Below are 23,135 nucleotides of genomic sequence, written 5' to 3' on the forward strand. Positions count from 1 at the left end.
CTTCGCACGTCCTGCTCGGTAAGAAAGAGGGGAGTGAACCGCGCCATCCAGGGACGGACCGGGACGGCCACGGATGGCTGACAACGACCAGGACGGGCCGGTGAACCCGTGGGATCGAAACCTCATTCGGCCCGGACCCTCTCGCATCTGGCCGCTCCGAGAGTCCTGGGCAGGGTCTGGCTTGGCGCACGCGGGCGTGCAAGAGGGTCCGCGTGCGGACTGAGCGGGAGAATCTCCTGCGCGTCCCGACGGTTCTAGCTACCCTCCTGGGCACAGTGAACAGTTTTGGGGGAGCGGTGTCAGACGATCTACTGTTTGTCCCTGTGCAGATGACAAAGTCAGCTTCGGATTTCTATGAGCAGCATTTCTTGAATGTGAAGCACTTTGCGCTAAGCCCCATGATGGCGGATCGCTATGACGAGTTCTTGCAATTGGCGCTCGAAGTTTTTGCCTTCAGTGAGAATTATGACCGCCGGGAACTTGTGAAGGTCCTGGCGAAAATGGAAATCCTGAAGGAATTCCTACAGGAAATCAAGGGGGTGATGCGGGAAGTCGCGGTCACGCGCACCGTTGACAATTTTCTGTCTTATGTCGCTGACATCCTCACCGAGATCATGATAGCCAGACCTGAGGTTTTGAAGTCTCAGGAACAGGTGTCCATGAAGGAGGTATTGGAGCACGACTCTCTAGAAGAGTTCACGCGCTGGGCGGCCGAGCGCCACGTAGGGCAGCTTTCCTTCAAGGGGTTGGCTGAAATTTCCGAGTACATTAGCAAGAGGCTGGGGCTGGCACTTCACGTCTCGCCCTCTGATCAGGCCCTATTGGTCAAGTCTGTTGCGATCAGAAATCTTGTAGTCCATCGGCGTTCTGTCGTGGACTTGCGGTTCATTCGCTCTTTCGGTGACCGGTGTCTAGTTGCTGGCGATAAATTTGACATACCTGCCGATGTGCTCCCGGATGCGATTGGGTGCACATTGAAGGCCGTAGCGGCCTTTGATGCCCAGGCGGCAACTAAATTCGGGATTGCGCGTATCCCGAATGTTGATCTTCCCTGGTATATGGCGACGAATGGGCCGCATCGCTTGTCGGGTGGGTAGGCAGGTCAGGGCGGCCAGCGCGAGGGGTGCAGGTCTCCTTTAAGGCCAGTGGTGTGACCCGGAGCTGGCGTAGCCTCACAGGGTTGATCGGATCGACCTAGCGGGGGTGGGGTATGAGCGCTTGGCTCCTTACGTGTAACCCGGACGTCTTTGACCTCGACGGATTTCGTCGCGATGGGCACGAGCTTCGGTCCTGGAGTGTGGGGCGGTACCGGCAGGAGCTCGCTGCTGGAGACCGCTTCGTCATGTGGGTCACCGGACCGAGTGGGGGCCTGGTGGGGCGAGGACGAGTCACTGGCACCCCTGTTCAGCAGCGGAGCACGCCGGACGAGTACTGGCAGGAAGAGCCCGGCCTTCGCTGGTACGTCCCGCTGGTCGTGGACGAATGGCTTGACCGTCCGGTCCCACGGCAGAACTTCACATCGGACGGGCGGTTCTCCCAGCAGTCGCCTCTCCGAACGCTGTTCGCCAGCAACCCTCACAAGGTCACCGGTCCGCAGTGGGAGGCGTTCGAGGAGGCTTTCGGGTCCGACCGAGCCTCCGGGGGACCCGTGTGGCTGCTGGAACCCGGCGAGACCGTGAAGCGAAAGGTGCTGCACGACCGATACGGCGGTAGCCGGCAGGGCGGTATCAGCAAGTGCGCCAAGTCTGCGAACGTGCTGATCTTTACCGACCCCAAAACGGGCCACCAACACGGCTACTTCGACAAGTGGGCTGAAGACGGCACCTTCCACTACACCGGGGAGGGGCAGGTAGGCTCCCAAAGCTTCGACAGCCCCGGCAATGCCGCCATTCGCGATCACGTGAAGTCGGGGCTTGCGTTGCGCGTCTTCGAGGGGTCCAGGGGGACGATTCGCTACGTGGGCGAGTTCGCGGTTGACCCAGCCGCGCCGTACTCGTACGACGAAGCCCCCCAGACAGGTGGAGGCCCACTCAGGAAGGTCATCCGGTTCCATCTCGTACAGGTGGGTTCTACGGCTCAGCCGCCCACTGTGCCTGTCGGATGCGGATATCGCGTCGCCGATGAGTCGGTGACGCCGTCCGCGCCGCAATTCAGCGCGCCGGACCCCGACCTCACGGGACGCAACCTCAAGGCACACCGCGGACTACAGAACGCCCTTGCGGAAGCTGCTCAGGCCCGCGGGCTGGAGATTCTGTCCCCGAGAGTCACCGACCCCGACTTTGACCTTGCGTGGCGAATGACGGCGGACGACCTGACCGTGTGCGAAGTGAAGTCGCTGACGCCGGCCAACGAGACACGTCAGTTGCGCGCTGGTGTGGGGCAGCTGCTCGACTACCACGACAGGCTGCGGGCTCGCGCAAGCAGCGTGCGTGCTGTTCTGTGGGTGGAGTATGAGCCTGCCGATGCACGGTGGATCGCCCTCTGCGAGCGGGTGGGCGTCACCCTTGCCTGGCCTGGTCGCGAGGAAGACGTGCTGGGCTAGCGCGGCCGAAGGTCTGGGCCCGCGACAACTCGAAGCGCGCGACCGGGTCGCCCGCTGGCAGCGCTCAGTCTGTGGCCGTCTGTGGCCGTCAGAGGGTGGCCGATGGCCACCGAAGACGACCATTGATGGCCGCTCCGGTGCTGGATAGAGCCGGGCCGGAGGATGCCCTACTTGGGGCACCAGGGTCATGACTTCCCGATGAAGTGACGGCAGCCTACGAGCGGCTGTGTATACGGGGATTCACAACCCGCCTCGTGCCCATTGGCGGAGCTACATCGAGGGCTAGCCATACCGGCTAGTGTTCATATAGGAATCAAATTTGCGCTGCACCTCGGCCACCATAGGGCGAACTCTAAAGCCGGAACCCTGTGCTATTCCGTCTGCTCGACCCATGGTAGCCCGGTTCGACTCCATACCGCCGTCCCTACGATTTCCCGACGGTATTAAATGCGAGGAATCGACTTCACGCCCTTGAGGATCAGGTCAGTGAAATTTTGGGTTCGGACAGTATCTCGATCGAGAATTCCATCGGCTTCTGTCGCTTGGACGGCGGAGTCAATGACCGGCAAGATACTTTGGACCAACCTCGGCCCCTCGTTCGGATCCCAGAGGCGTTCGGCGAGTCGGATGCAGTATTTCTCAAGATCCCGACGCTTGTTTGGCACGACTCCAGGTTCCGCGAAGTTTCGAATTGCCATCAGTAGTTGATAGCGGGCTGGCTTATACTTCCCGTCAATGTGGCCGTTGCGGAAAAAATATTCCAGGCGATATGAGGCCACGGCGCTCACGTAGTACGGATCAGGTACATCCCCTGGCTTGAAGATGTCATTTCCGCGAATTCGCTGCAATTCTTTGTAGTAGCGACCAGCGCGCCACGGTTCGTTCAGCATCATTGCGGCATAGCTCCGAACGAGCTGCGGCCTAGTGACGATACGCGTCTTCTCCAGTCCGGGAACTGCGCTGTATTGCTTCGAGCGTCGCTCGTAATAAAGTCTTTTTTCGACCGGGTGGGCTTCGAAGAATGCCTCAAGCTCCTTCTGGAGAATCTCCAAGGCTTTTAGGTCCTCGTCTGAAACCAGAGTCTGCTTGTTGGTAGCCGCCGTAACGCTGCTGGCCACATCTTCGTCGCGCGTGACAATCAACCGAAGCGGCACGTGGACGCCATCAAGCTGATCTTTCTCGTCGAACAGCACGTGGCTGGTCTGGCAACCGTTAACGATCTGATAGTCGCGCAGCGTGAATTTATTCCCGACGACGTTCATTTCGCGGGCGACGACAGTGATCCCATTATTCAAAACAACGAATCTACCCCGTAGGCGATCCTCCTGGAGGGTGCTCCGAATTCCCCTGTTTACGTCATTGTAGTCTTGAAAGTCTCGGACGTTTTCGTAAAATAGAGACTTTCGAATGTTTCCATTGCTGTCGCTAATCAGTCGCATGTATTCACTTGCGGCGATGGTGCCAATGTAAGACTGTTCAACCCCCTCGATGTCAGGCAAGAGGACTTGGTTGGAGAACAGGAACTCGGCCTCGACGGTATTTTTGGCGCTGCGGTATAGTGCCTGCACTTCCCGTGCCCCGAGGCATTCGAAGGTGACGGTCTCGAATATGTTGAGTCCCTCTAGCCTTTGGATGGCCGCTGAGACTTTGATCGTGAGATGAGGATCGCCACTCCATGTTCCTGTCGTGACGTAGCTAACGACAAGATCGGGGGAACCTTTTCGGAACGCGGTGCTATTCCCGTAGAGTTTCTCGATGAGCTCTTTGAATCGCCTCAGCTCGTCACTCATGGGGAGCTTCGGGGTTTCCGAAAAGAGGTCGCAAAGATTGTCGGCCAGATCCGTGATTCGCGCTCCATCGAATCCGCTGGTCGTCTTTGCCTGGACGATTAGGATGCGAGCCTGGAGGTAATTGTTCCGAGCGCGCAGGTCATCGATTTCCTCCGGCTCCGTGACGATGTCTCCATTGACTACGAGAGCAGCGGCATCAACAGCGAGGTCGTTCCCGCCACCCGTTCGAAGCTCGACTGGATCAAATTCGCCATCGTATTCACTCGATATCACGCAGTATGCTGAAAATGCTTCAAACTGGTCCGACTGTTTTTTGTGCCCAAGCTGGCGCTCCTGGGAAAATTCCTGAAGAAAACTGTCGGTAATCCTGTCCATGGGCACTCCGTGTGGCGACGTCGCTCGTATCCTGGCCGGACCGTACACCGCATGCAGGCAAGATGGGTGACGTTTCATTAGATGATCACACCGTCACTTGGCGGTGCGCCAGCAAGCAGCGAGGGAAGTCCTCCAGTCCGCATCACCCGGACCCATCTTCTGGGCCGTCCGTGGGCCGTCGGAGGGTGGCCGGCGGTCACCGAGGACGACCAATGACGGCCGCTTGGATGCTGGCTGGGGCGGGGTCGGAGGGTGACCTGGCTGATGGGCCGAGAGGATCATGACTTCCTCCGCAACAAGAAGCAGGAGTGGGAGGAGTACCGCTCGGAGGTCACCGCCTTCGAACTCCGCAAGAACCTCCCGGTGCTGTAACAGCAGGTCACAGCCCCTGCGGGCCGCGCACAACACTCCGGGCCGACGGTCAGCGACCGTCGGCCCGGAGTCGCGGTTGGGCCCCGTCAGTGGCCGAGGGTCGCCTTCGCTGCCACGATGAGCAATACGAAGGCCAGGTTGACCAGGCCCTCGATGACCGCCTGGGTGCGGGACGCACCGGCGTTCAGGGCTCCGAACAGAGCCCAGGAGAACTGCTGCGCCCCCGCGACCGACAGTGCGAGCCATCCCGCGCCGCTCGGCCCCAGCCCCAGGAGCGGGCTCACCGCCACGGCCGCCGCCGGCAGCACGGCCGCCTCGAAGATGGGCAACTCGCGCCGTCCGGCCCGTCGGACCTCGGCCCAGCCGACGGGCCGGCCAACCAGTCGTTCGCCGGCGAGGCTCGCATAGACATGGGCCGCCCAGAAGACCGCGCCCGTCACGAGAAGCAAGACGATGAGCTGGACGTAAGGGAAGTCACCGGCCGCGCTGGCCGTGGCGATCACCGAAGCCGCGAGGATCGACCCGTAGACGGCTCCCGCGTGGTCCGTCCGCGATGCCGACTGGGTGTGGTCGGATCTGTGAGGCCATCGGAAAAGGCGGTGCACCCGTCCAACCTATAGACCGCGGCGCTCCCTCGGCCGCACCACACGCGGACGGGTGCGTTCCGCCGCTGCGCCCTCGCTACGCTGACTTGGCGGCCTGGCGCGGGCCGCGGCCCAGGCCTGCGGCGACCAGGAGGGCCGCCGCGAGCACGATCACCGCGTCGATCACGAGGACCGTGCGCACCCCGTCGAAGAGCGCCGTCTGCGTCGTGGCCAGGGCGCCGAGGAGCGGGATGCCGACGGTGAGGCCGACCTGCTGTGTGGTGGTGACCAGGCCGGTCGCCAGGCCCTGTTCCCCGTCGGGCACACCGCTCGTCACGACGAGTCCGTACGAGATGATCGCGCCGAGGTGGCACATGCTGGCCAGGGACACGGCGACGGCCGCCAGCAGGGCGCCCGACTGCGTGCCCACGCCGAGCAGTCCGGCGGTGAGCACGCCCTGGCCGGCCAGGGAGGCGACCAGTGTGCGGCGGGCGCCGAAGCGGCCGATGACCTTCGGGGCGTACCAACCGGCCACCACGGAGGCCGCGCCCTGGACGCCGAACACCAGACCCGTACGGAAGGACGACAGCCCCAGCGTCTCCTGGAGGTAGAGCGTCAGCACGAAGATGACCGCCGACATCATGGAGAACGTCACCAGTCCGCCCACATTGCCCCAGGCGACCGTACGCCGCCTCAACATCGGCAAGGAGACCAGTGGAGCCGGGGACTTCGACTCCACCACCACGAACGCGGCGAGCAGGGCGAGTCCGACGACCAGCGTGCCCCACACGTCCACACCGCCGAAGCCGCGCTCGGCCGCCGTCGACAGGGCGTAGATGACCGCGAGCAGACCGCCGGTGACCGTGACGGCGCCGGGCACGTCCAGCCGCGGCCGCTCGGGGGTACGCGACTCCGGCAGCAGCCCGGGCGCGAGGAGCAGCACGACCGCCGAGGCGACCGCGAGCAGGCCCATGGTGGAGCGCCAGCCCAGGGTGTCGGTCATGACACCGCCGAGCAGCATGCCGATGGTGAAGCCGAGCGAGAGCAGGGTGCCGGAGATGCCGAGTGCCTTGTCGCGCAGCGGGCCCTCCGGGAAGGTCGTGGTCAGCAGGGACATCCCGGTCGGCACGATGACCGCCGCGCCCAGGCCTTGCAGGGCCCGCCCGGTCAGGAAGGACGCCGGATCCCAGGCGAGGGTGGCGAGCATCGAGGCCGCGCCGAAGACCACGAGGCCGGTCAGGAACAGCTTCTTGCGGCCGAACAGGTCGGCGATCCGGCCGAAGAGGAGCAGGAAGCCCCCGGACGGCAGCGCGAACGCGGTGACCGCCCACTGGAGGGCGGACCGGCTCAGCCCCAGGTCCTCGCCGAGCACCGGCAGGGCCACGTTGAGCACGGAGAAGTCGAGCGCCACCATGAACTGGGCGGCGCAGAGTACGAAGAGGACCAGTCTGGCCCGGCCCGAGAGCCGGTCGGTCCCGGGAGCCGCCGTGTGCTGCCCGGTGCTTGTCGTCTGTGTGTCGATCGCCATGGTCACAGCCTCGCGGCCCGGGAATGCCCGTGCAGAGTGGGAACTTATCCTGTTGGCGGCACCACCAGGCAGCCGAACAGGGGGATTTCGTGGTCACACCGTCCGAAGCGCACCGCCGGACCGAACTCCGCGAGTTCCTCATGAGCAGACGTGCCCGGATCACCCCGGCCGAGGCCGGCCTGCCGGACGGCGGGGCCCGCCGCCGCACCCCGGGCCTGCGCCGGGAGGAGGTCGCGGTGCTCGCCGGAGTCGGGGCCTCCTGGTACCAGTGGCTGGAACAGGGCCGCGACATCACGGTGTCCTCGCAGGTACTGGACGCGGTGGGCCGGGTGCTGAAGCTCAGCAGCGCCGAACTGCGGCACCTGTACGTGCTCGCCGGACTCAATCCGCCCGCCCTCGAGGTCGCCCCGGCCGACCGGGACATGTGCCAGGGACTGAGGCGGCTGATCGACGCCTGGATGCCGTTCCCCGCGCACATCATGGACCGGTACTGGAACACGGTGCTGTACAACGACGCGGCCGCGCTGGTCTTCGGCATGCGCCCGGAGATCGTGCAGAACTGTCTGATCGCCTTCTTCACCGACCCCATCTACCGGGCCCGCTCCCCGCATTGGGAGGAGGTGGCCTGCCAGGTGGTGGCCCAGTTCCGGGCGGCCTGCTCGGAGCACCCGCACGACGAGGGGTTCCGGGCCGTGGTCGAGGAGGCGCGGGAGCTCAGCGCGGAGTTCACCGAGCTGTGGGAGCGGCGGGACATCGAGCCCGGCGGCCAGCTCCAGAAGCAGATGGTGCATCCCGTCGTCGGCAGGCTGTACGTGGAGTCGACCCAGCTGCGCGTCCCGGCCCGCCCGGACCTGGCGATCGTGCTCCACACCCCGCTGCCGGGCACCGAGACGGCGGAGAAGCTGGAGTGGCTGACCTCGCCGGAGGGCCGGCGGGGGTCGATGTACCCCCTCGCCGGCTAAACCCTCCTCCCGGGCCTCTTCCCGGGCCGGTCAGCGAACCCACCCGGGCGGGCCTGCGGAGTCTCCCGGACGTCAGCGGACCGCGCGGCGCCAGATGGGGCGGCCGGGTGCCGCGGTCGTGGTGGTGGTGTGGAGCTGCGCGTCCAGGCCCAGGACCGCCGTCGTCGAGCCCGCGGGTTCGACGACGGCCGCCGGGGCGCCCGCGTAGAGCATCCCGGACTCCGTCCACGCGGGCGGGCCGCCCAGGCCCGTCGTACCGATGGTGCCGCTGTCCGCGCGGCCCGAGATGAGGCGGCCCGCGACGCCGACCGCGCCGTAACCGGCCCGGCCGCCCGCCTCCGAGACGCTGGAGACCTGGGGCTTGCCCGGGCCCGCCGTGACCAGGGCGGAGCGGACGACCCCCGAGTCGGGGCGGCGGAAGTACAGCCGGACGCCCGCCCCGTCCGGGGCCGCCGAGAGGGGGACCGTCGTGGCGGGCAGGCCCGTCGGCTGCGGCCCGACAAGGGGGGCGCCCGGGGCGGCCTGGGTCCAGGCCAGGACCGACTTGGTGGTGGTGGCGTACACGTGGCGGCGCCCGGCGGAGTCGAGCGCCGTCACCGGGTCGCTCTGCAGGTCCTCGCCGCCCAGCCGCCGCCAGGAGGAGAAGCCGCCGTCCGGCTGCTGGGTGGCGGCCCGCAGGGTGCGCCGGGAGTCGCGGAGGTAGACGGTGAGGCGGCCGGCCGCGTCCACGGCCGCGGCCGGTGCGCTGATCGACGAGGTGCCGTCCTCGTCGACGTGCTCGGGGGTGCCGAGCGACTGCCACGGCCCGAACGCCCCGTCGGGCGCGGACTGGACGGCGTACACGACCTCGCGGCGGTAGTCCTCGGGCTGCGGGGAGCCGAAGACGGTGCGGGTGGCGAGGACCGCGATCCGCCCGTCCGGCAGGCGGGCGGTGGTCGCCCCCGGGTCGATGCCGGTGCCCGGGAGGAGGGACGGGCCCGTCCAGTCGCCGCCGGGGTTCCGGGTCCAGTACGCGGTCTGCCCGTCCAGCGTGGCGAACGCCCAGAGGCGGCCGGGCGTGCCCTCGACCAGCCAGGAGGTGTGGTCGGCGCGGGTGTAGCGCAGCGACTGCGCCCAGTTGCGCCCGGTCGGGTTGCCCGCGACCTTGCGGTCGCCGCAGCCCGAGGGGGAGCCGCAGTAGTCCTGGCGGTCCTGCCAGGCGTACGTCCGCAGGAAGCCGGTCTTCGTCTCGGCCGTCTGCGGGTCCAGCGCGTGCGGGAGGGTGCTGTTGTGGTAGCCGAGGTAGCTCTGGACCGCGAACCGGGGGCGGTCCGTGTACTGGGCGGCGTAGGCGGCCGAGGCGGCCTGCACGAACCGCGCCCCGTACATGTGGTCCTGGTGGTCGGTGTACCGGCCGCTCTCCTCGTACCGGCCCGGCGTCGGGTCCTGCATCCGTATCGTCGTCGGCTCGTAGCGGGCCAGGACCCCGGCTATCGCCTGTATCAACTGGTCCTTCGTGTACGTGAACTGCTGCTTGACCGGGGTGCCGGAGGTCAGCTGGGCGCCCAGCGCCGGTATCCGGCCGTTCCACAGGCCGCGCAGGCTGTCGGGGGTGTCCGCGCCGGTGCTGCGGGCCTCGCGCAGCTGGAACCAGACCAGGTTGACGTGCGGCTTCGCTATGAGCACGTCGAGCTCGGCCTGGCCGCCGCCGGCGGTGGGTATGACGGTGCGCTTCCACGCACTGGTCCGGTCCCCGGTGGCCATCTGCGCGTAGGCGGAGCGTATGCCGTTCTGCCGGGCCTCCGCGTAGTGGGTGCGGTCGGCGGGCTGCTCGGGGTCCCGGATGCTCGCGCCGTGCGCCTCGTTGCGGCCGTCGGCCTCGCCGGAGGTGAGGTAGGCGGTGGTGACGGGGACGCCGGACAGCAGCGAGCGGCTGAGGTCCGGGTTCATGAAGAACAGGTCGTCATCGGGGTGCGCGACGACCTGGACGACCGATCCGGCGGTGACGCTCGCGGGCAGTGCGGCGGCGCTCTTCTCCTGGGTGGCCCCGGCCGACGTCTGCTGGCCGGAGGCGACGGCGAGCACACCGGTGGTGCCGGCGGTGAGCACGCCGAGCAGAGCCGCGAAGCGGCGGCGGGTCATGGGCATCGGGCACGCCTAGGGTTCGATCGTCCGGGCGGGAAAACCGCTGAGCAGTCAGAGAGAGGCCATTACGGGGAACTTGGTTCACCGATTTCGGCGATGACTCCTGCTTTCCGGAAATGACCGGACGTGATTGTGCCCTGTGGAGTTTTTGATCCGGATATGTGACCGAAATGTGGAGGCTGTTCGTCCGCGTGGCTGCGATCCGATGCGCTACGGACCCGCGTTGCGCGGGCCCACCGGCTGCCACGGAGCCAGGTGCGCGTCCGGGGCGTCCGCCGACGAGGTCACGTACAGCCGCGCGTCGAGCCCCACCACGGCCAGGCTGACCAGGTTCTTGCCGGTCATCGTCGAGGACGGGGCGCCGACGAACATCAGCGGCGACCGCTCCCACGGCCGGCCCCACCCGACGTCCGAGCCCAGCTGCCCGCCCGCCGCGCGGCCCGCCAGCACGTGCCCGCTCGCCGTCACCGAGCCGAAGCCCTTGAGGCCGCCGAGGTCGGTGAGATGGTTCAGCTTCAGCCCGCCGTCACCCGTCATGAGGGCGGTACGGACGTTGCCGGAGCCCGGCTTGCGGAACCACAGCCGCACCCCGCCCTCGCGGCCCTCCGCCGTGAGCGGGAGCGTGGTGTCCGGCAGTCCGGTGACGGTGACCGGGCCCAGCGCGGCGCCCGGATTCGGCTGCACCCAGCCCACCACCGTCTTGGAGGTCGCCGAGAACACCATCCGGCGCCCGGCGCCGTCGGTCGCGGTGGCCGGGGTGCCGTGCAGGTCGGAGCCGCCGTACTTCTCCCACGGCCCCCAGTTGCCGTCCGCCTGCTGCACCCTGCCGCGCAGGGTGTACGCGCCGTCGCGAACGTACGCCGCCAGCTGCCCGGTGCCGTCGACCGAGACGGCCGGCGCACTGATGTCGGAGGTCCAGTTCTCGTCCGCCGTCTCCGGGGTGCCCAGCGACTGCCACTCCCCGAACTCCTCGGAGCCCGGCCCCTTCTGGACCGCGTAGACGATCTCGCGCTTGTAATCGGCGGGCTTCGCGCCGAAGGAGGTGCGGGTGCCGAAGGCGGCCATCCGGCCGTCCTTGAGGGTGACGGTGGACACCCCCGGGTCCATGCCGGTGCCGGGCAGCAGGTTCGGACCGCTCCAGCGGCCGATCAGGCCCTGCCGGTGCCAGACGGCGACCTGGCCGTCGAGCACCTTGAAGGCCCACAGCCCGTGCTCCTTGTCGGAGGCCAGCCAGGAGGTGCCGGTGCCGCGGGCGTAGTTGATGGAGTCCGACCAGTGGTTGCCCGCCGGGTGGTCGGCGACCTTGAGGTCGCCGCAGCCGGCGTCGCTGCCGCAGTGGTTCTGCTGGTCGAGCCAGGCGTAGGTGTCCAGGATGTCCAGCTTCTCCTTGGCCTCGTCCGGGTCCAGGGCGCTGGGCAGGGAGCCGTTGAAGTAGCCGAGGTAGTTCTGGAGCGCGAAGTGCGGGCGGTCCTTGACGTCCTTCGCGTACGCGGCGGTGGCCAGCTGTACGAAGCGGGCGCCGTAGAAGTGGTCCTGGTGGTCGGTGTACCGCTTGGTGTCGGGGTACCGGCCGGGGGTCGGGTCCTGGGAGCGCACGGTGGTCGGCTTGTACTGCTCCAGGATGCCGACGAGGGTCTGGACGACCTGGTCCTTGGTGTACGTGAACCTCTGCTTGACCGGGGTCCCGGAGGCGAGCATCGACTCCAGGCGGGGGACCTTGCCGTCCCACAGGCCGTGCAGGCTGTCGGGGACGTCGGCGTAGACGTTGCCGGCCTCGCGGAGCTGGAGCCAGACCAGGTTGACCTGGGGCCTGGCGACGAGGACGTCGACCTCGGCGTGGCCGCCGCCCCTGGTCGGGACGACGGTGCGCTTCCAGGCGCTGCCGCGGTCGCCGGTGGCCATCTTGGCGTAGGCGGCGCGTATGCCGTTCTGGCGGGCCTCGGCGTAGGCGGGCTTGTTGGGCGCGGTGGTGGCCTGCTTGGCGGAGCCGGCGTTGATGCCGTCGGCTTCGCCGGAGGTCAGGTAGACCGAGGTGACGGGGAGGCCGGCGGATATGGAGTAGCGCAGGTCCGGATTCATGAAGTAAAGATCGTCATCGGGATGCGCGATGATCTGGAGCACCCGGCCGGGGTCGGGCGCGTCCGCGGGGGCCGCGGGGGCGGTGGCCTTGCTGTCGGGAACCACGGGGGAGGCCAGGCGGTCGAGGGCGTCGTTGCCCCGGAGCATGAGCATGCTGCCGGCGGCGGTGGCCGCGCAGAGGGCGACGACCTTGACGAACCCGGCCCAGCGGTGGCCCTTCGGCTCCGGCGCGGCGCTTCCGGCCGCGGCGCTTCCGCGCCGTCGGCGTCCGCGCCCGGCTTCCGGTGCGGCGGGTTCGGTTACGGCGGTTCCGGCCCGGCGGCGTCCGCGCTTCGGCTCCGGCGCCGCGGTGGCCTTCGTTCGGCCGCGCCGGCCGCCCGTGCGTTCGGCCTCGCGGGCCCGCCGTGCGGCCTTGCGTCCGCCGGGCGCCGGCTCCGGCCTGGCGGAGCCGGGGTAGGGGCGTCCGTCGGACATGGGGCTCCTCGCGGCCAGGGTCGGCGGGGAGTGGGCCCCATCACGCCATAAGTCTTCGGATAATCAGATAATCCCGCTCATGGTACGTGCCGGTGAGTCGAACACCTGCTCCGGCCAGTGCTGTGGCTGGGAAGGTTTGCCGGGGTGCCGTGCCGGGGGCCGTGGCCCGGTGAACCTTCACGGTCACAGCGCTAGGCTCACGTGGAGGTACGCCAGGGCAGTGGCAGCGACAACCGCGGGAGGCGGCGGGATGACAGTCCCGGGACGCAGGAGCAGCACCTTCATCCGGCTGCTTCGCAGCGGCTTCACCGACCCCTCCGCCGCCGCCCGGCTGCTCGACGCCGACGCGCTGGCCTCCGTACGCGCCGATCCGGTGCTCCTCGACGCCCTCGGGGCCACCGCCGATCCCGACCTCGCCCTCCTCGGGCTCGTACGGCTCGCCGAGGCGCAGCCGCCCGAGGAACTCTCCGTGCTCCTCGACACGCTGGTCAGCGCCAAGCCGCTGCGCGACCGGCTCCTCGGCGTGCTCGGCGCCTCCGAGGCCCTCGGCGACCACCTCGCCCGCCACCCCCGCGACTGGCACGCCCTCGTCACCTACGAGGCCGCCGACCTGCACCCAGGGCTCCCCGAGTTCGAGCACGGCCTCGCCGAGGCCCACGACCCGGTCGCGCTGCGCGTCGCGTACCGCCGCTGCCTGCTGTCCATCGCCGCCCGCGACGTCTGCGGCACCATAGACCTCGCACAGAGCGCCGCCGAGCTCGCGGACCTCGCCACCGCCACCCTCCGCGCGGCCCTGCGCATCGCGAGCGCCGCCGCCCCCGAGGACGCCGCCCAGTGCCGCCTCGCCGTCATCGCGATGGGCAAGTGCGGCGGCAACGAGCTGAACTACGTCTCCGACGTCGACGTCATCTTCGTCGGGGAGGCGAGCAGCGGCAGCGACGAGGGCAAGGGCATCCAGGCCGCCACCCGCCTGGCCTCCCACCTCATGCGGATCTGCTCCGAGACCACCGTCGAGGGCACCATCTGGCCCGTCGACGCGAACCTCCGCCCCGAGGGCAGAAACGGTCCGCTCGTGCGGACCCTCTCCTCCCACCTCGCCTACTACCAGCGCTGGGCCAAGACCTGGGAGTTCCAGGCCCTCCTCAAGGCCCGCGCCGTCGCCGGGGACCCCGACCTCGGCGCGCAGTACATCGAGGCCATAAGCCCCCTCGTCTGGCAGGCCGCCGAGCGCGAGAACTTCGTCGCCGACGTCCAGAAGATGCGCCGCCGCGTCGTCGACAACATCCCCGCCGCCCAGGTCGACCGCGAGCTCAAGCTCGGCCCCGGCGGCCTGCGCGACGTCGAGTTCGCCGTCCAGCTGCTCCAGCTCGTACACGGCCGCAGCGACCACACCCTGCACTCCGGCACCACCCTCGACGCCCTGCACGCCCTCGCCGCCGGCGGCTACGTAGGCCGCACCGACGCCGCCCAGCTGCACGACGCGTACCGCTTCCTGCGCACCATGGAGCACCGCATCCAGCTCTACCGGCTGCGCCGCACCCACCTCGTCCCCGAGGACGAGCACGACCTGCGGCGCCTGGGCCGCTCCATGGGCCTGCGCACCGAACCCGTCGCCGAACTCAACAAGGCCTGGCGCCGCCACGCCTCCGTCGTGCGCCGCCTGCACGAGAAGCTGTTCTACCGGCCGCTGCTCGATGCCGTCGCCCAGCTCACCCCCGGCGAGACCCGGCTCTCCCCGCGCGCCGCCGGCCAGCGCCTCGAAGCCCTCGGCTACGCCGACCCGGCCGCGGCCCTGCGCCACCTCGAGGCCCTCGCCTCCGGCGTCACCCGCAAGGCGGCCATCCAGCGCACCCTGCTGCCGGTCATGCTCGGCTGGTTCGCCGACTCCGCCGACCCGGACGCCGGGCTGCTCAACTTCCGCAAGGTCTCCGACGCCCTGGGCAAGACCCCCTGGTACCTGCGCCTGCTCCGCGACGAGGGGGCCGCCGCCGAGAACCTCGCCCGCGTCCTGTCCGCCGGCCGCCTCGCCCCCGACCTGCTGATGCGCGCCCCCGAGGCCGTCGCCCTGCTCGGCGACCCCGAGGGCCTCCAGCCCCGTACCCACGAGGCCCTGGAGCAGGAGGTGCTCGCCGCCGTCGGCCGCGCCGAGAACCCCGAGGCCGCCGTCGCCGCCGCCCGCGGGGTCCGCCGCCGCGAGCTCTTCCGCACCACCGCGGCCGACATCATCCGCTCCTACGGCACGGAGGACAGCCCGGCCGAGGAGGACCACGGAGCCCTCGTCGACCAGGTCGGCGGAGCCGTCTCCGACCTCACCGCCGCCACCGTCGCGGGCGCCCTGCGCGCCGCCGTCGGCTCCCACTGGGGCGACACCCTGCCCACCCGCTTCGCCGTCATCGGCGTCGGCCGTTTCGGCGGCCACGAACTGTCCTACGGCTCCGACGCCGACGTCCTGTTCGTCCACGAACCCCGCGAGGGCGTCGACGAACAGGAGGCCGCGAAGGCCGCCCAGGCGGTCATCGCCGAGATGCGCCGCCTGCTCCAACTGCCCACCGCGGACCCGCCGCTGCTCATCGACGCCGACCTGCGCCCCGAGGGCCGCTCCGGCCCGCTGGTGCGCACGCTGGCCTCCTACGCCGCGTACTACCGGCGCTGGGCCCTGACCTGGGAGAGCCAGGCCCTGCTGCGCGCCGAACCGGTCGCGGGCGACGCCGAGCTGGGCCGGCGCTTCATCGACCTGATCGACCCGCTGCGCTACCCGATGGAGGGCCTCGGCGAGGACGCCGTACGGGAGATCCGCAGGCTCAAGGCCCGGATGGAATCGGAGCGGATGCCGCGCGGCGCCGACCCGACCCTGCACACCAAACTCGGCCGCGGCGGCCTCAGCGACGTCGAGTGGACCGTCCAGCTGATCCAGATGCAACACGCGTGGGCCGAACCGGGACTGCGCACGACCCGCACCCGCGAAGCGCTGGCCGCCGCCCACGCGGCCGGGCTGATCCCGACCGAGGAGGCGCAGATCCTGGACGAGGCCTGGGTACTGGCCACCCGGGTCCGCAACGCGGTGATGCTGGTCCGCGGCCGCGCCGGGGACACCTTCCCCTCCGAAGCCCGCGAACTGGCGGCGGTGGGCCGCTACCTCGGCTACGCGGAGGGCACGGTCGGCGAGCTGCTGGACGACTACCGCCGCATCACCCGCCGCGCCCGCGCGGTCGTGGACGAACTGTTCTACGGGGCGTAGGGGCCGTGCGACCCGGCACGGGAGCGGGACCTCGCCGCCGACCCCTGTACGGCGGCGAGGTCCCGCTCCCGAGGCACAGCCCGGAGAGGGCCTAGGGGATGGGCTTGTCGTAGGACTTGTCCTGGTCGGAGTCGTAGACCTGGGTGCCCTGGGCGTCGTAGCCCTTGATCCGCGGGGCCTGGGTGACGGCCCGTTCCAGGATGCCGGTGGCGGCGAACCAGCCGTGGTCGAGGGCGGCTTCGGCGGTGGCGCCGCCGTAGCTGACGGTGACCCGGGCGACGCGGGGGTCGACGACGGTGCCGATGCTGCCCCAGCGGTAGGGCAGCTTCCATGGGCCCTCGGAGCTCAGCCGCTGCAGGTAGAGCTTGCCTCCGTTGATGTCGGGAACGACGGGGCCGCGCTCGGGATTGTCGTCCGCGCCGACGGAGGTGTTGAGGCCGCTCGTCTGGCCGTTCTTGATGCTGCAGATGATCCGGGTGGGCGTCGGGTTCTCCTTGACGGCGACGATGTAGCGGCCGTCGCCCGGGGTGTTGTCGTTGCCGGTGCTGCGGTGGGCGAGCAGGATCCGGTAATCGGCGGCCTTGCCCAGGTCGCCGCGCTGGAGACCCGCCCCGCCGGGGCGCTGCCGGTCGTACTCCAGGCACTGCTCCAGCCCGGCGGCCGCCTCCGGGAGGGTGATGCCGTCGGCGAGCTGCCCGGGAGTCGCCGGAGCGGCCGGCCCGGCGGGCGGCCGGGGCGACTGCGGCGCCGCGCTCGGCGTCGGGCCGCCACCCGCCACGGTCACGCGGTCCGACGGCCCGGCGCCGCGGTCGCCGGTGAGGGTGATGGCCGTGACCGGTACGACGGCCAGCACGACCAGGGCCGCCCCCGCCACCGCCAGCCTGCGCCGCCGCTGCTCCACACGGCCCTGCCGGACGATCGCCTGGTACGGCGCGGGAGCGGGCCGCACGGCCGTCGCGCCCTGGACCATCTGCACCCGCAGGTCCGACTCGAAGCCGCCCTGCCCGCCGTGGCCGTCTTGTCCGCCGTGCCTGCCCTGCCCGTCGTCTCGCCCGTTCACCGGAGCGCCCCCTGATGCGTTTCGTTCGTCGTGGTGATCTGCCCCAGCCCGGGCCAGGCGCGCAGCTTCGCCAGCGCCTTGGACGCCTGGCTCTTGACCGTGCCCTGGGAGCAGCCCAGGACATCGGCGGTCTCGGCTTCCGAGAGGTCCTCCCAATACCGCATGACCACCACCGCCCGCTGTCGGGCGGGCAGTTGGGCCAGCGCCTCCATCAGCACGCTGCGCTCGTCGGCCCACGCCACGGCGTTGTCGCGCACGGAGGTGTCCGGCACGCTGTCCGTCAGCCGCTCGGCGACCCGGCGCTTGCGGAACCGGTCGCTGTTGCAGGTGACCAGCATCCGGCGGACGTACGCCTCGGGGCTGTCACTGCGCGCGACCCGCCGCCACGACCGGTACGCCTTCGCGAGCGCGGTCTGGGTCACGTCCTCCGCATCGTGCGGATCGCCGGTCAGCAGGTACGCGGTCCGCACCAGATGGGTCCAGCGCGCGGCGACGAACGACTGGAACTGGGCCTCTTCTTGGGCTTGCATCGGCACCCCCTTCGCCCCCTTGACCACCTCCTGTTCGAGTTCGGTTGCCCGGCGCCGGGAAAAATCTCATGCGGCCTCGGCCGCGCCGCGTCACACGTGCAGGGACGCGAAGACGCCTCGGGCCGGCGTGCCGTCCGGGGTCTGCCACGTCGCCGAGACGTGGGCGGGGGTGTCCGGACCCGCCGGAGCGCCCGGGTGCAGGACGCGGGTCACCGAGAGGGTGGGGCCGTCCTTGCCCGGGACGACCGTGACCGTGGGGTCGGGGGCGTCGCTCTCGCTCTGGGCCTGGGGGACCGCCTTGCCCCGGAACAGCGCACGCAACCGGGCCAGCAGGACCGGGTCCTGAGCGCCGTCGTAGACCCACCGCAGCCCCAGTACGCCGTGTTCCGACGTGCCGACGAGGGCGTGCTCGGCGCCCTCCAGCGGCGCCCCGCGGTAGGTGAGGGGGACGTGGTAGGCGACCGGGCCGTCGCCGGCGCCATCGGTGACGACCATGAACTCGATGCCGACCTCGCCCTCGGGGTCGTCCAGCCGGAAGCCGCCCGCCTTGGCCAGCTCCGGGGTCCGGCCGGGCCGTCCCGCGTACCAGGGCTGCGACGGGAGCCAGGACGCCAGGAGCTCCAGCTTGCCGGGGGTCATGGTGGTGTGGTGGATGACAGCCATGCGGACGTGACTCCAGGGGATCGTGGGGATAGCGGGGGATGGCGGTGGACGAACTGCCCTCCGGATCCTAGGACTTCGCCTCGCTCCGCAGGGTCCGGGCGTACGTGAGGAACGCCGCCAGCCCCAGTTCGAAGGCCGCGTCCGCCCGGCCCGTGCCCACGGTGGACAGGGCGCGGGCCAGCAGCGGGGTCTGCGGGGACGGTTCCCACATGGCCTCGGGGGCGGCCAGGTCCAGGGCCGAGCCCAGGATCAGGTTCTCCAGGGCGGTCAGCAGCGGCATCACCTGGGCGCTGCCGAACCCCGCCGCCAGCAGCAGGGCGACCGCGCGTTCGTAGTGTGCGAGCACCCGCGGGGCCCGGACCGGCGTGGTCATCAGCAGCGGGATGGCCCGGGGGTACGCGGCGAAGGCCGCCCGGTAGGAGCGCGCCCACTCCTCCAGGGCCCGGTCCCAGGGCTCCAGGGTCAGGGCCTCGTCGGTGATCCGCTCGCACACGAGCTCCCGTATCAGCTCCACCACCCCGGCCCGGCCGTCCACGTGGTGATACACCGACCCGGTCTGCACCCCGAGCGCCCGGGCGATCTGCGGAACGCTGAACTCGCCCTGCTCCGCGACCAGTTGTAGGGCGGTCCTGGCGATCCGCTCTCGGTCGAGGAGGGGGGTGCGCGGCCGTGCCATCGGTTCTCTCCCTCTTCAAGGTCTTCCCGTATGCCAAAACCGGAGGCTACATTGCCGCAAACCGAAAGCCTTTAGGTTTCTGCCTCCCCAGCAGAAGGGCCCCTGCCTTGCCCGAAAGCACCACACCGGCCGAGCTGCGCCCCGCAGCGCTCGGCACCGCCGACATCACCTTCTTCGTCGTCTCCGCCGCCGCCCCGCTCACCGTCATGGCCGGCGTCGCCCCCGTCGCGATCCTGCTCGGCGGCATCGGCGCCCCCGCCGGGTACCTCCTCGCCGGCCTCACCCTCGCCGTCTTCGCCGTCGGTTTCACCACCATGAGCCGCCACGTCCGCAGCGGCGGAGCCTTCTACGCCTACATCACCCGCGGCCTCGGCAAGCGCGTCGGCATCGGCGCCGCGCTCCTCGCCCTCATCGGCTACAACGGCATGGAGATCGGCGTCTACGGGCTCCTCGGCACCACCACCGCCGACACCGGCCGCGCCCTCTGGGGACTCGACATCCCCTGGCTCCCCGCCTCCCTCGCCGGGCTCCTGCTGATCTGGTACGGCGGCTTCCGCTCCATCGACTTCGGCGCCAAGCTGCTCGGCGTGCTGCTCGTCGCCGAGACCGGGATACTCGTCCTCCTCGCCGGAGGGGTCCTCCTCAAGGGCGGCGCCCACGGACTGTCGGCAGCCTCCTTCGCCCCCGGCGCCGTCCTCGTCCCCGGCACCGCCGCCGTCCTGGCCTTCGCCTTCGCCGCCTTCACCGGCTTCGAGTCGACCGTCATCTACCGCCGCGAGGCCCGCGACCCCCAGCGGACCATCCCGCGCGCCACCTACCTCGCCGTCGCCTTCCTCGGCCTCTTCTACGCCTTCGTCGTCTGGACCGTCATCCAGGCCTTCGGCGCCGAAGAGGTGGTCACCGCCGCCACCGAGGACCCCGGCGGCCTCTTCTTCGCCGCGATCACCACCTACGTCGGCCCCTGGGCGGCGGACCTGATGCACGTCTTCATCGTCACCAGCGTCATCGCCTCCCTGCTCGCCTTCCACAACGCCATCAACCGGTACGCGCTCGTCCTCGCCGAGGAAGGCGTCCTGCCCGCCGCCCTCGGCCGCGTCCACCCCCGCCACCGCTCCCCGTACCTGGCCGGAGCCGCCCAGACCGCGCTCGGAGCCGTGATCGTCCTCGGCTTCGCCCTCGCCGGAGCCGACCCCTACCAGCAGCTGCTGCTGTGGGTGAACACCCCGGGCATGATCGCCCTCATGGCCCTGATGCTGCTCACGGCCCTCGCCGTACCCGTCTACTTCCGGCGCGTCGCCCACCGGGAAGGCCCCTGGCGGACCGTCGTCGCGCCCGTCACCGCCGCCGTCCTGCTGGCCGTGGCGATCTTCCTGGTCGTCTCCAAGGTGGCGCTCTTCACCATGGCCTCCACCGCCGTCAACACCCTCCTCATCGCCCTCGTCCCCGCCGTCTTCCTGGCCGGCCTCGCCCTCGCCCAGCGGCTCAAGACCCGCCGCCCCGAGGTCTACGCCCGCTTCGCCGAAGAGCCCGCCCACCCCGAAGGAGCAGAGCAGTGCCCGCTGCCGACACCGTCCTCACCGGAGCCCGCGTCCGCACCCTCGACCCCGGCCGCCCCGAGGCCCGCGTGGTAGCCGTCCGCGACGGGCAGATCACCGCCGTCGGCGACGAGGCCGACGTACGCGACTGGCGCGGCCCCGGCACCGAGCTGATCGACCTCGGCGGCGCCACCCTCACCCCCGGCCTCACCGACGCCCACAGCCACCCCGTCTGGGGCATCGAGATGGCAGCGGGCACCGACCTCTCCGCCGTCCGCGACCTCGAACAGCTGCGGGCCGCCCTGCGCACCGCCGAGCGCACCAAGGGATGGGTCGTGGGCCACGGCCTCGACCACAACGCCTTCGGCGGACAGCCCGTCGACCGCACCCTGATCGAGGACGCGCTGGACGGCGCCCCCGCCTTCCTGCGCCTCTACGACGGCCACTCGGCCCTCGCCAGCGGCCCGGCCCTGGCCGCCGCCGGCATCACCGGCCCCCGCACCTTCGCCCAGCGCTCCGCCATCGTCTGCGACGCCGGCGGCCGCCCCACCGGCCACCTCGTCGAGCACGCCGCGATGGCGCTGGTCGGAGCCCTGGTCCCCAAGCCCACCCACGCCGAACGCCGCACCCGCCTCGTCGCCCTCCTCGACGCCATGGCCGCCACCGGACTGACCGGCGCCCACGTCATGGACCTCGGCGACGGAGACGTACCGGCCCTCCTCGCGACCGTCGAGTACGAGGGCCACCTGCCGCTGCGGCTGCGCCTGGCCCCCTGGTGCATGCCGGGTGCGGACGAGGAGGAACTGGCCGGGCTGATCGAGCTCCAGCGCCTGGCCGGCCGCCACTGGCAGGTCGGCGGCGTGAAGTTCTTCATGGACGGCACCGTCGAGGGCGGCACCGCCTGGCTGGAGCACGCCGACTGCCACGGCCAGGGCACCGACGCCTTCTGGCCCGACCCGCGGGCCTACGCCCGGGCGGTACGGGTCCTCGACGCGGCCGGCGTGCGCACCGCGACCCACGCCATCGGCGACGCGGCGGTCCGCCACGTCCTGGACACGGTCGCCGCGCTCGGCGGGCAGGCCCGGATGCGGCACCGGATCGAGCACATCGAAACCGTGCCCGACGACCAGCTGAAGCGGTTCGCGGAGCTCGGGGTGATCGCCTCGATGCAGCCGCCGCACACCGCGTACACCCGCGCCGACCACACCGACGAGTGGTCCAGGCGGCTGGGGGAGGACCGGGCCGGGCGCGCCTGGCGCTGCCGGGACCTGCGGGACGCGGGAGCGGTCCTCGCACTCGGCTCCGACTGGCCCATCGCCCACTACGACGCCCGCCAGGTCCTGGTCACCGCCCGCAGCCCGCTCGGCGCGGCATCGGCGGGACCTGCCCTGACCGGGCTGATGGCACTGGAGGGGATGACCTCGCACGCGGCGCTCGCGGCCGGGGAACAGCAGGTGGCGGGCCGGATCGCACCCGGCAGGAGGGCGGATCTGACGGCCTTCGCACTCGACCCGGTCACGGCCGGGGTGGACGAGCTGGCCGAGGCCCCGGTCCGCCTCACGATGTCCGGCGGGCGCGTCACCCACCGGGAGAGCGGGATCCAGGGGGCCTAGCGGCGGAAGCGGTTCAGCAGCGCCGCCGCCGGGTGCGGACCCGCGTGCTCGGGGTGGCGCGGCAGCTGGTGCGGGAGCGAGCCGAACCAGGCCCGCGAGGTGCTGTAGCCGAAGGCCAGGCAGAGCATGCCGCCCACGGCGTCGAGCCAGAAGTGGTTGGCGGTGGCCACGATCACGACGAGGGTCGCCGCCGGGTAGAGCAGGCCCAGGATCCGGGCCCAGGGGGCCGAGGCGACCGCGAAGATCGTCAGCCCGCACCAGAGCGACCACCCTATGTGCATGGACGGCATCGCCGCGTACTGGTTCGACATGTGCTTGAGGTTCCCGGAGGCCATGGAGCCCCAGGTGTGGTGGACCAGCACGGTGTCGACGAAGTCCTGCCCGTTCATCAGCCGGGGCGGCGCGAGCGGGTAGAGGTAGTAGCCGACCAGGGCGACGCCCGTGGTGGCGAAGAGCACGAGGCGGGTGGCCGCGTAACGCCCGGGATGAAAACGGTAGATCCACACCAGCACGCCGATGGTCACGATGAAGTGGAGCGTGGCGTAGTAGTAGTTCATGCCCACGACCAGCCACGTCACGGAGTTCACGGCGTGGTTGACGGTCTGCTCGACGGCGATGCCCAGCGTCCGCTCGGCGCTCCAGATCCAGTCGGCGTTCGCGAGGGCGGCCGCCTTCTGCTCAGGCACCGCGTTGCGGATCAGCGAGTAGGTCCAGTAGCTGACTGCGATGAGCAGGACCTCGAACCAGATCCGCGGCCGGCGCGGACTGCGCAGCCGGGTCAGCAGGGAGCGCTCGGACCCCGTCCGGACCTCACTCTCGGCCACGGGGGGTGACGAGACGTCCGTCCGGGTTTCCAGTGTCTTCACGCTCGCTTCACCCATGGGGAGAGAGTCTGCCAGATGCGATCTCGCCTCCGATCATCCCTCGGGACGGTCTTGGGCGCCTGCGCTCCGACCTACGGACTACTCCGGCCTGAGGGACGGCTGCGGC

Annotated in this window: 16 protein-coding genes and 1 pseudogene; 7 read left to right on the forward strand and 10 right to left on the reverse strand. The window is 70.2% G+C overall.

All coding sequences use genetic code 11. The features are described 5' to 3' along the window. The first annotated feature begins 323 nt into the window (after positions 1-323). Complete coding sequence (locus OHA89_RS25970) at positions 324-1,097, forward strand: hypothetical protein (protein WP_406367241.1); 774 nt, start codon at positions 324-326, stop codon at positions 1,095-1,097. 377 nt (positions 1,098-1,474) lie between these two features. Beyond that, positions 1,475-2,542 carry a hypothetical protein gene (locus OHA89_RS25975; protein ID WP_406367243.1) on the forward strand — a complete coding sequence of 356 codons (1,068 nt, stop codon included), beginning with the start codon at positions 1,475-1,477 and terminating at the stop codon, positions 2,540-2,542. A 443-nt stretch (positions 2,543-2,985) separates the two neighbouring features. Here OHA89_RS25975 and OHA89_RS25980 read toward each other — a convergent pair whose 3' ends face one another. Further along, the gene (locus OHA89_RS25980) at positions 2,986-4,707 is read right to left on the reverse strand and encodes an AIPR family protein (protein WP_406367244.1); all 1,722 of its coding nucleotides are present in this window, start codon (positions 4,705-4,707) and stop codon (positions 2,986-2,988) included. 285 nt (positions 4,708-4,992) lie between these two features. On the opposite strand from OHA89_RS25980, the pseudogene OHA89_RS25985 reads away from it, so the two are divergent. After that, positions 4,993-5,079 (forward strand): annotated as a pseudogene (locus OHA89_RS25985) (glutamine synthetase); the annotation flags it as partial. Between the two features lie 86 nt (positions 5,080-5,165). Here OHA89_RS25985 and OHA89_RS25990 read toward each other — a convergent pair. Together OHA89_RS25990 and OHA89_RS25995 are read right to left on the reverse strand one after the other, a co-directional pair. Further along, a complete protein-coding gene (locus OHA89_RS25990; RefSeq protein ID WP_406367245.1) occupies positions 5,166-5,684 on the reverse strand; it encodes a hypothetical protein in 519 nt (172 codons plus the stop codon). 76 nt (positions 5,685-5,760) lie between these two features. Next, a complete protein-coding gene (locus OHA89_RS25995; protein ID WP_266610015.1) occupies positions 5,761-7,191 on the reverse strand; it encodes an MFS transporter in 1,431 nt (476 codons plus the stop codon). A 140-nt stretch (positions 7,192-7,331) separates the two neighbouring features. Here OHA89_RS25995 and OHA89_RS26000 point away from each other — a divergent pair, with 140 nt between their 5' ends. Beyond that, entirely contained in the window at positions 7,332-8,153 is an 822-nt protein-coding gene (locus tag OHA89_RS26000) for a helix-turn-helix transcriptional regulator (RefSeq protein ID WP_251064131.1), read from the forward strand. Between the two features lie 72 nt (positions 8,154-8,225). Here the strand turns inward: OHA89_RS26000 and OHA89_RS26005 are convergent, their stop codons facing one another. Together OHA89_RS26005 and OHA89_RS26010 are read right to left on the reverse strand one after the other, a co-directional pair. Beyond that, a complete protein-coding gene (locus OHA89_RS26005) occupies positions 8,226-10,280 on the reverse strand; it encodes a PIG-L family deacetylase (protein ID WP_266610017.1) in 2,055 nt (684 codons plus the stop codon). 207 nt (positions 10,281-10,487) lie between these two features. Then, positions 10,488-12,830, reverse strand: coding sequence for a PIG-L family deacetylase (locus OHA89_RS26010; RefSeq protein ID WP_406367246.1), 2,343 nt, complete (start codon positions 12,828-12,830; stop codon positions 10,488-10,490). A 250-nt stretch (positions 12,831-13,080) separates the two neighbouring features. Here OHA89_RS26010 and OHA89_RS26015 point away from each other — a divergent pair, with 250 nt between their 5' ends. Further along, positions 13,081-16,068, forward strand: coding sequence for a bifunctional [glutamine synthetase] adenylyltransferase/[glutamine synthetase]-adenylyl-L-tyrosine phosphorylase (locus OHA89_RS26015; protein WP_406367247.1), 2,988 nt, complete (start codon positions 13,081-13,083; stop codon positions 16,066-16,068). Between the two features lie 91 nt (positions 16,069-16,159). Here OHA89_RS26015 and OHA89_RS26020 read toward each other — a convergent pair whose 3' ends face one another. The 4 genes from OHA89_RS26020 to OHA89_RS26035 form a co-directional block, all read right to left on the reverse strand. Then, positions 16,160-17,128 (reverse strand): hypothetical protein, encoded by a 969-nt coding sequence (locus OHA89_RS26020; RefSeq protein WP_406367248.1) that lies wholly within the window; start codon positions 17,126-17,128, stop codon positions 16,160-16,162. Further along, positions 17,125-17,658, reverse strand: a complete 534-nt coding sequence (locus tag OHA89_RS26025; RefSeq protein ID WP_266610025.1) for a SigE family RNA polymerase sigma factor — start codon at positions 17,656-17,658, stop codon at positions 17,125-17,127. The genes OHA89_RS26020 and OHA89_RS26025 overlap by 4 nt, the downstream gene beginning before the upstream one ends. Before the next feature lie 90 nt (positions 17,659-17,748). Further along, positions 17,749-18,321 carry a maltokinase N-terminal cap-like domain-containing protein gene (locus tag OHA89_RS26030; protein ID WP_406367249.1) on the reverse strand — a complete coding sequence of 191 codons (573 nt, stop codon included), beginning with the start codon at positions 18,319-18,321 and terminating at the stop codon, positions 17,749-17,751. Between the two features lie 67 nt (positions 18,322-18,388). Further along, a complete protein-coding gene (locus OHA89_RS26035) occupies positions 18,389-18,997 on the reverse strand; it encodes a TetR/AcrR family transcriptional regulator (RefSeq protein WP_266610028.1) in 609 nt (202 codons plus the stop codon). Between the two features lie 107 nt (positions 18,998-19,104). Between OHA89_RS26035 and OHA89_RS26040 the strand changes: the two genes are divergently transcribed. Both OHA89_RS26040 and OHA89_RS26045 read left to right on the forward strand, forming a co-directional pair. Beyond that, complete coding sequence (locus OHA89_RS26040; protein WP_406367251.1) at positions 19,105-20,628, forward strand: APC family permease; 1,524 nt, start codon at positions 19,105-19,107, stop codon at positions 20,626-20,628. After that, positions 20,550-22,145 (forward strand): amidohydrolase, encoded by a 1,596-nt coding sequence (locus tag OHA89_RS26045; protein ID WP_406367253.1) that lies wholly within the window; start codon positions 20,550-20,552, stop codon positions 22,143-22,145. The genes OHA89_RS26040 and OHA89_RS26045 overlap by 79 nt, the downstream gene beginning before the upstream one ends. Here the strand turns inward: OHA89_RS26045 and OHA89_RS26050 are convergent. Continuing rightward, positions 22,142-23,026: a phosphatase PAP2 family protein gene (locus OHA89_RS26050; RefSeq protein WP_215140669.1), complete on the reverse strand. Its 885-nt coding sequence runs from the start codon at positions 23,024-23,026 to the stop codon at positions 22,142-22,144. The genes OHA89_RS26045 and OHA89_RS26050 overlap by 4 nt on opposite strands. Positions 23,027-23,135: the final 109 nt, after the last annotated feature.

Origin of the sequence: Streptomyces sp. NBC_01546, from assembly GCF_045208355.1 — a bacterium.
GTDB lineage: Bacteria > Actinomycetota > Actinomycetes > Streptomycetales > Streptomycetaceae > Streptomyces.

Bases quoted from the DNA above. Each gene is read 5' to 3' on its own strand.
- OHA89_RS25980 (WP_406367244.1), bottom strand. From the start codon at position 4,707: ATGGACAGGATTACCGACAGTTTTCTTCAGGAATTTTCCCAGGAGCGC.
- OHA89_RS25995 (WP_266610015.1), bottom strand. From the start codon at position 7,191: ATGGCGATCGACACACAGACGACAAGCACCGGGCAGCACACGGCGGCT.
- OHA89_RS26000 (WP_251064131.1), top strand. From the start codon at position 7,332: ATGAGCAGACGTGCCCGGATCACCCCGGCCGAGGCCGGCCTGCCGGAC.
- OHA89_RS26005 (WP_266610017.1), bottom strand. From the start codon at position 10,280: ATGCCCATGACCCGCCGCCGCTTCGCGGCTCTGCTCGGCGTGCTCACC.
- OHA89_RS26010 (WP_406367246.1), bottom strand. From the start codon at position 12,830: ATGTCCGACGGACGCCCCTACCCCGGCTCCGCCAGGCCGGAGCCGGCG.
- OHA89_RS26015 (WP_406367247.1), top strand. From the start codon at position 13,081: ATGACAGTCCCGGGACGCAGGAGCAGCACCTTCATCCGGCTGCTTCGC.
- OHA89_RS26025 (WP_266610025.1), bottom strand. From the start codon at position 17,658: ATGCAAGCCCAAGAAGAGGCCCAGTTCCAGTCGTTCGTCGCCGCGCGC.
- OHA89_RS26030 (WP_406367249.1), bottom strand. From the start codon at position 18,321: ATGGCTGTCATCCACCACACCACCATGACCCCCGGCAAGCTGGAGCTC.
- OHA89_RS26035 (WP_266610028.1), bottom strand. From the start codon at position 18,997: ATGGCACGGCCGCGCACCCCCCTCCTCGACCGAGAGCGGATCGCCAGG.
- OHA89_RS26050 (WP_215140669.1), bottom strand. From the start codon at position 23,026: ATGGGTGAAGCGAGCGTGAAGACACTGGAAACCCGGACGGACGTCTCG.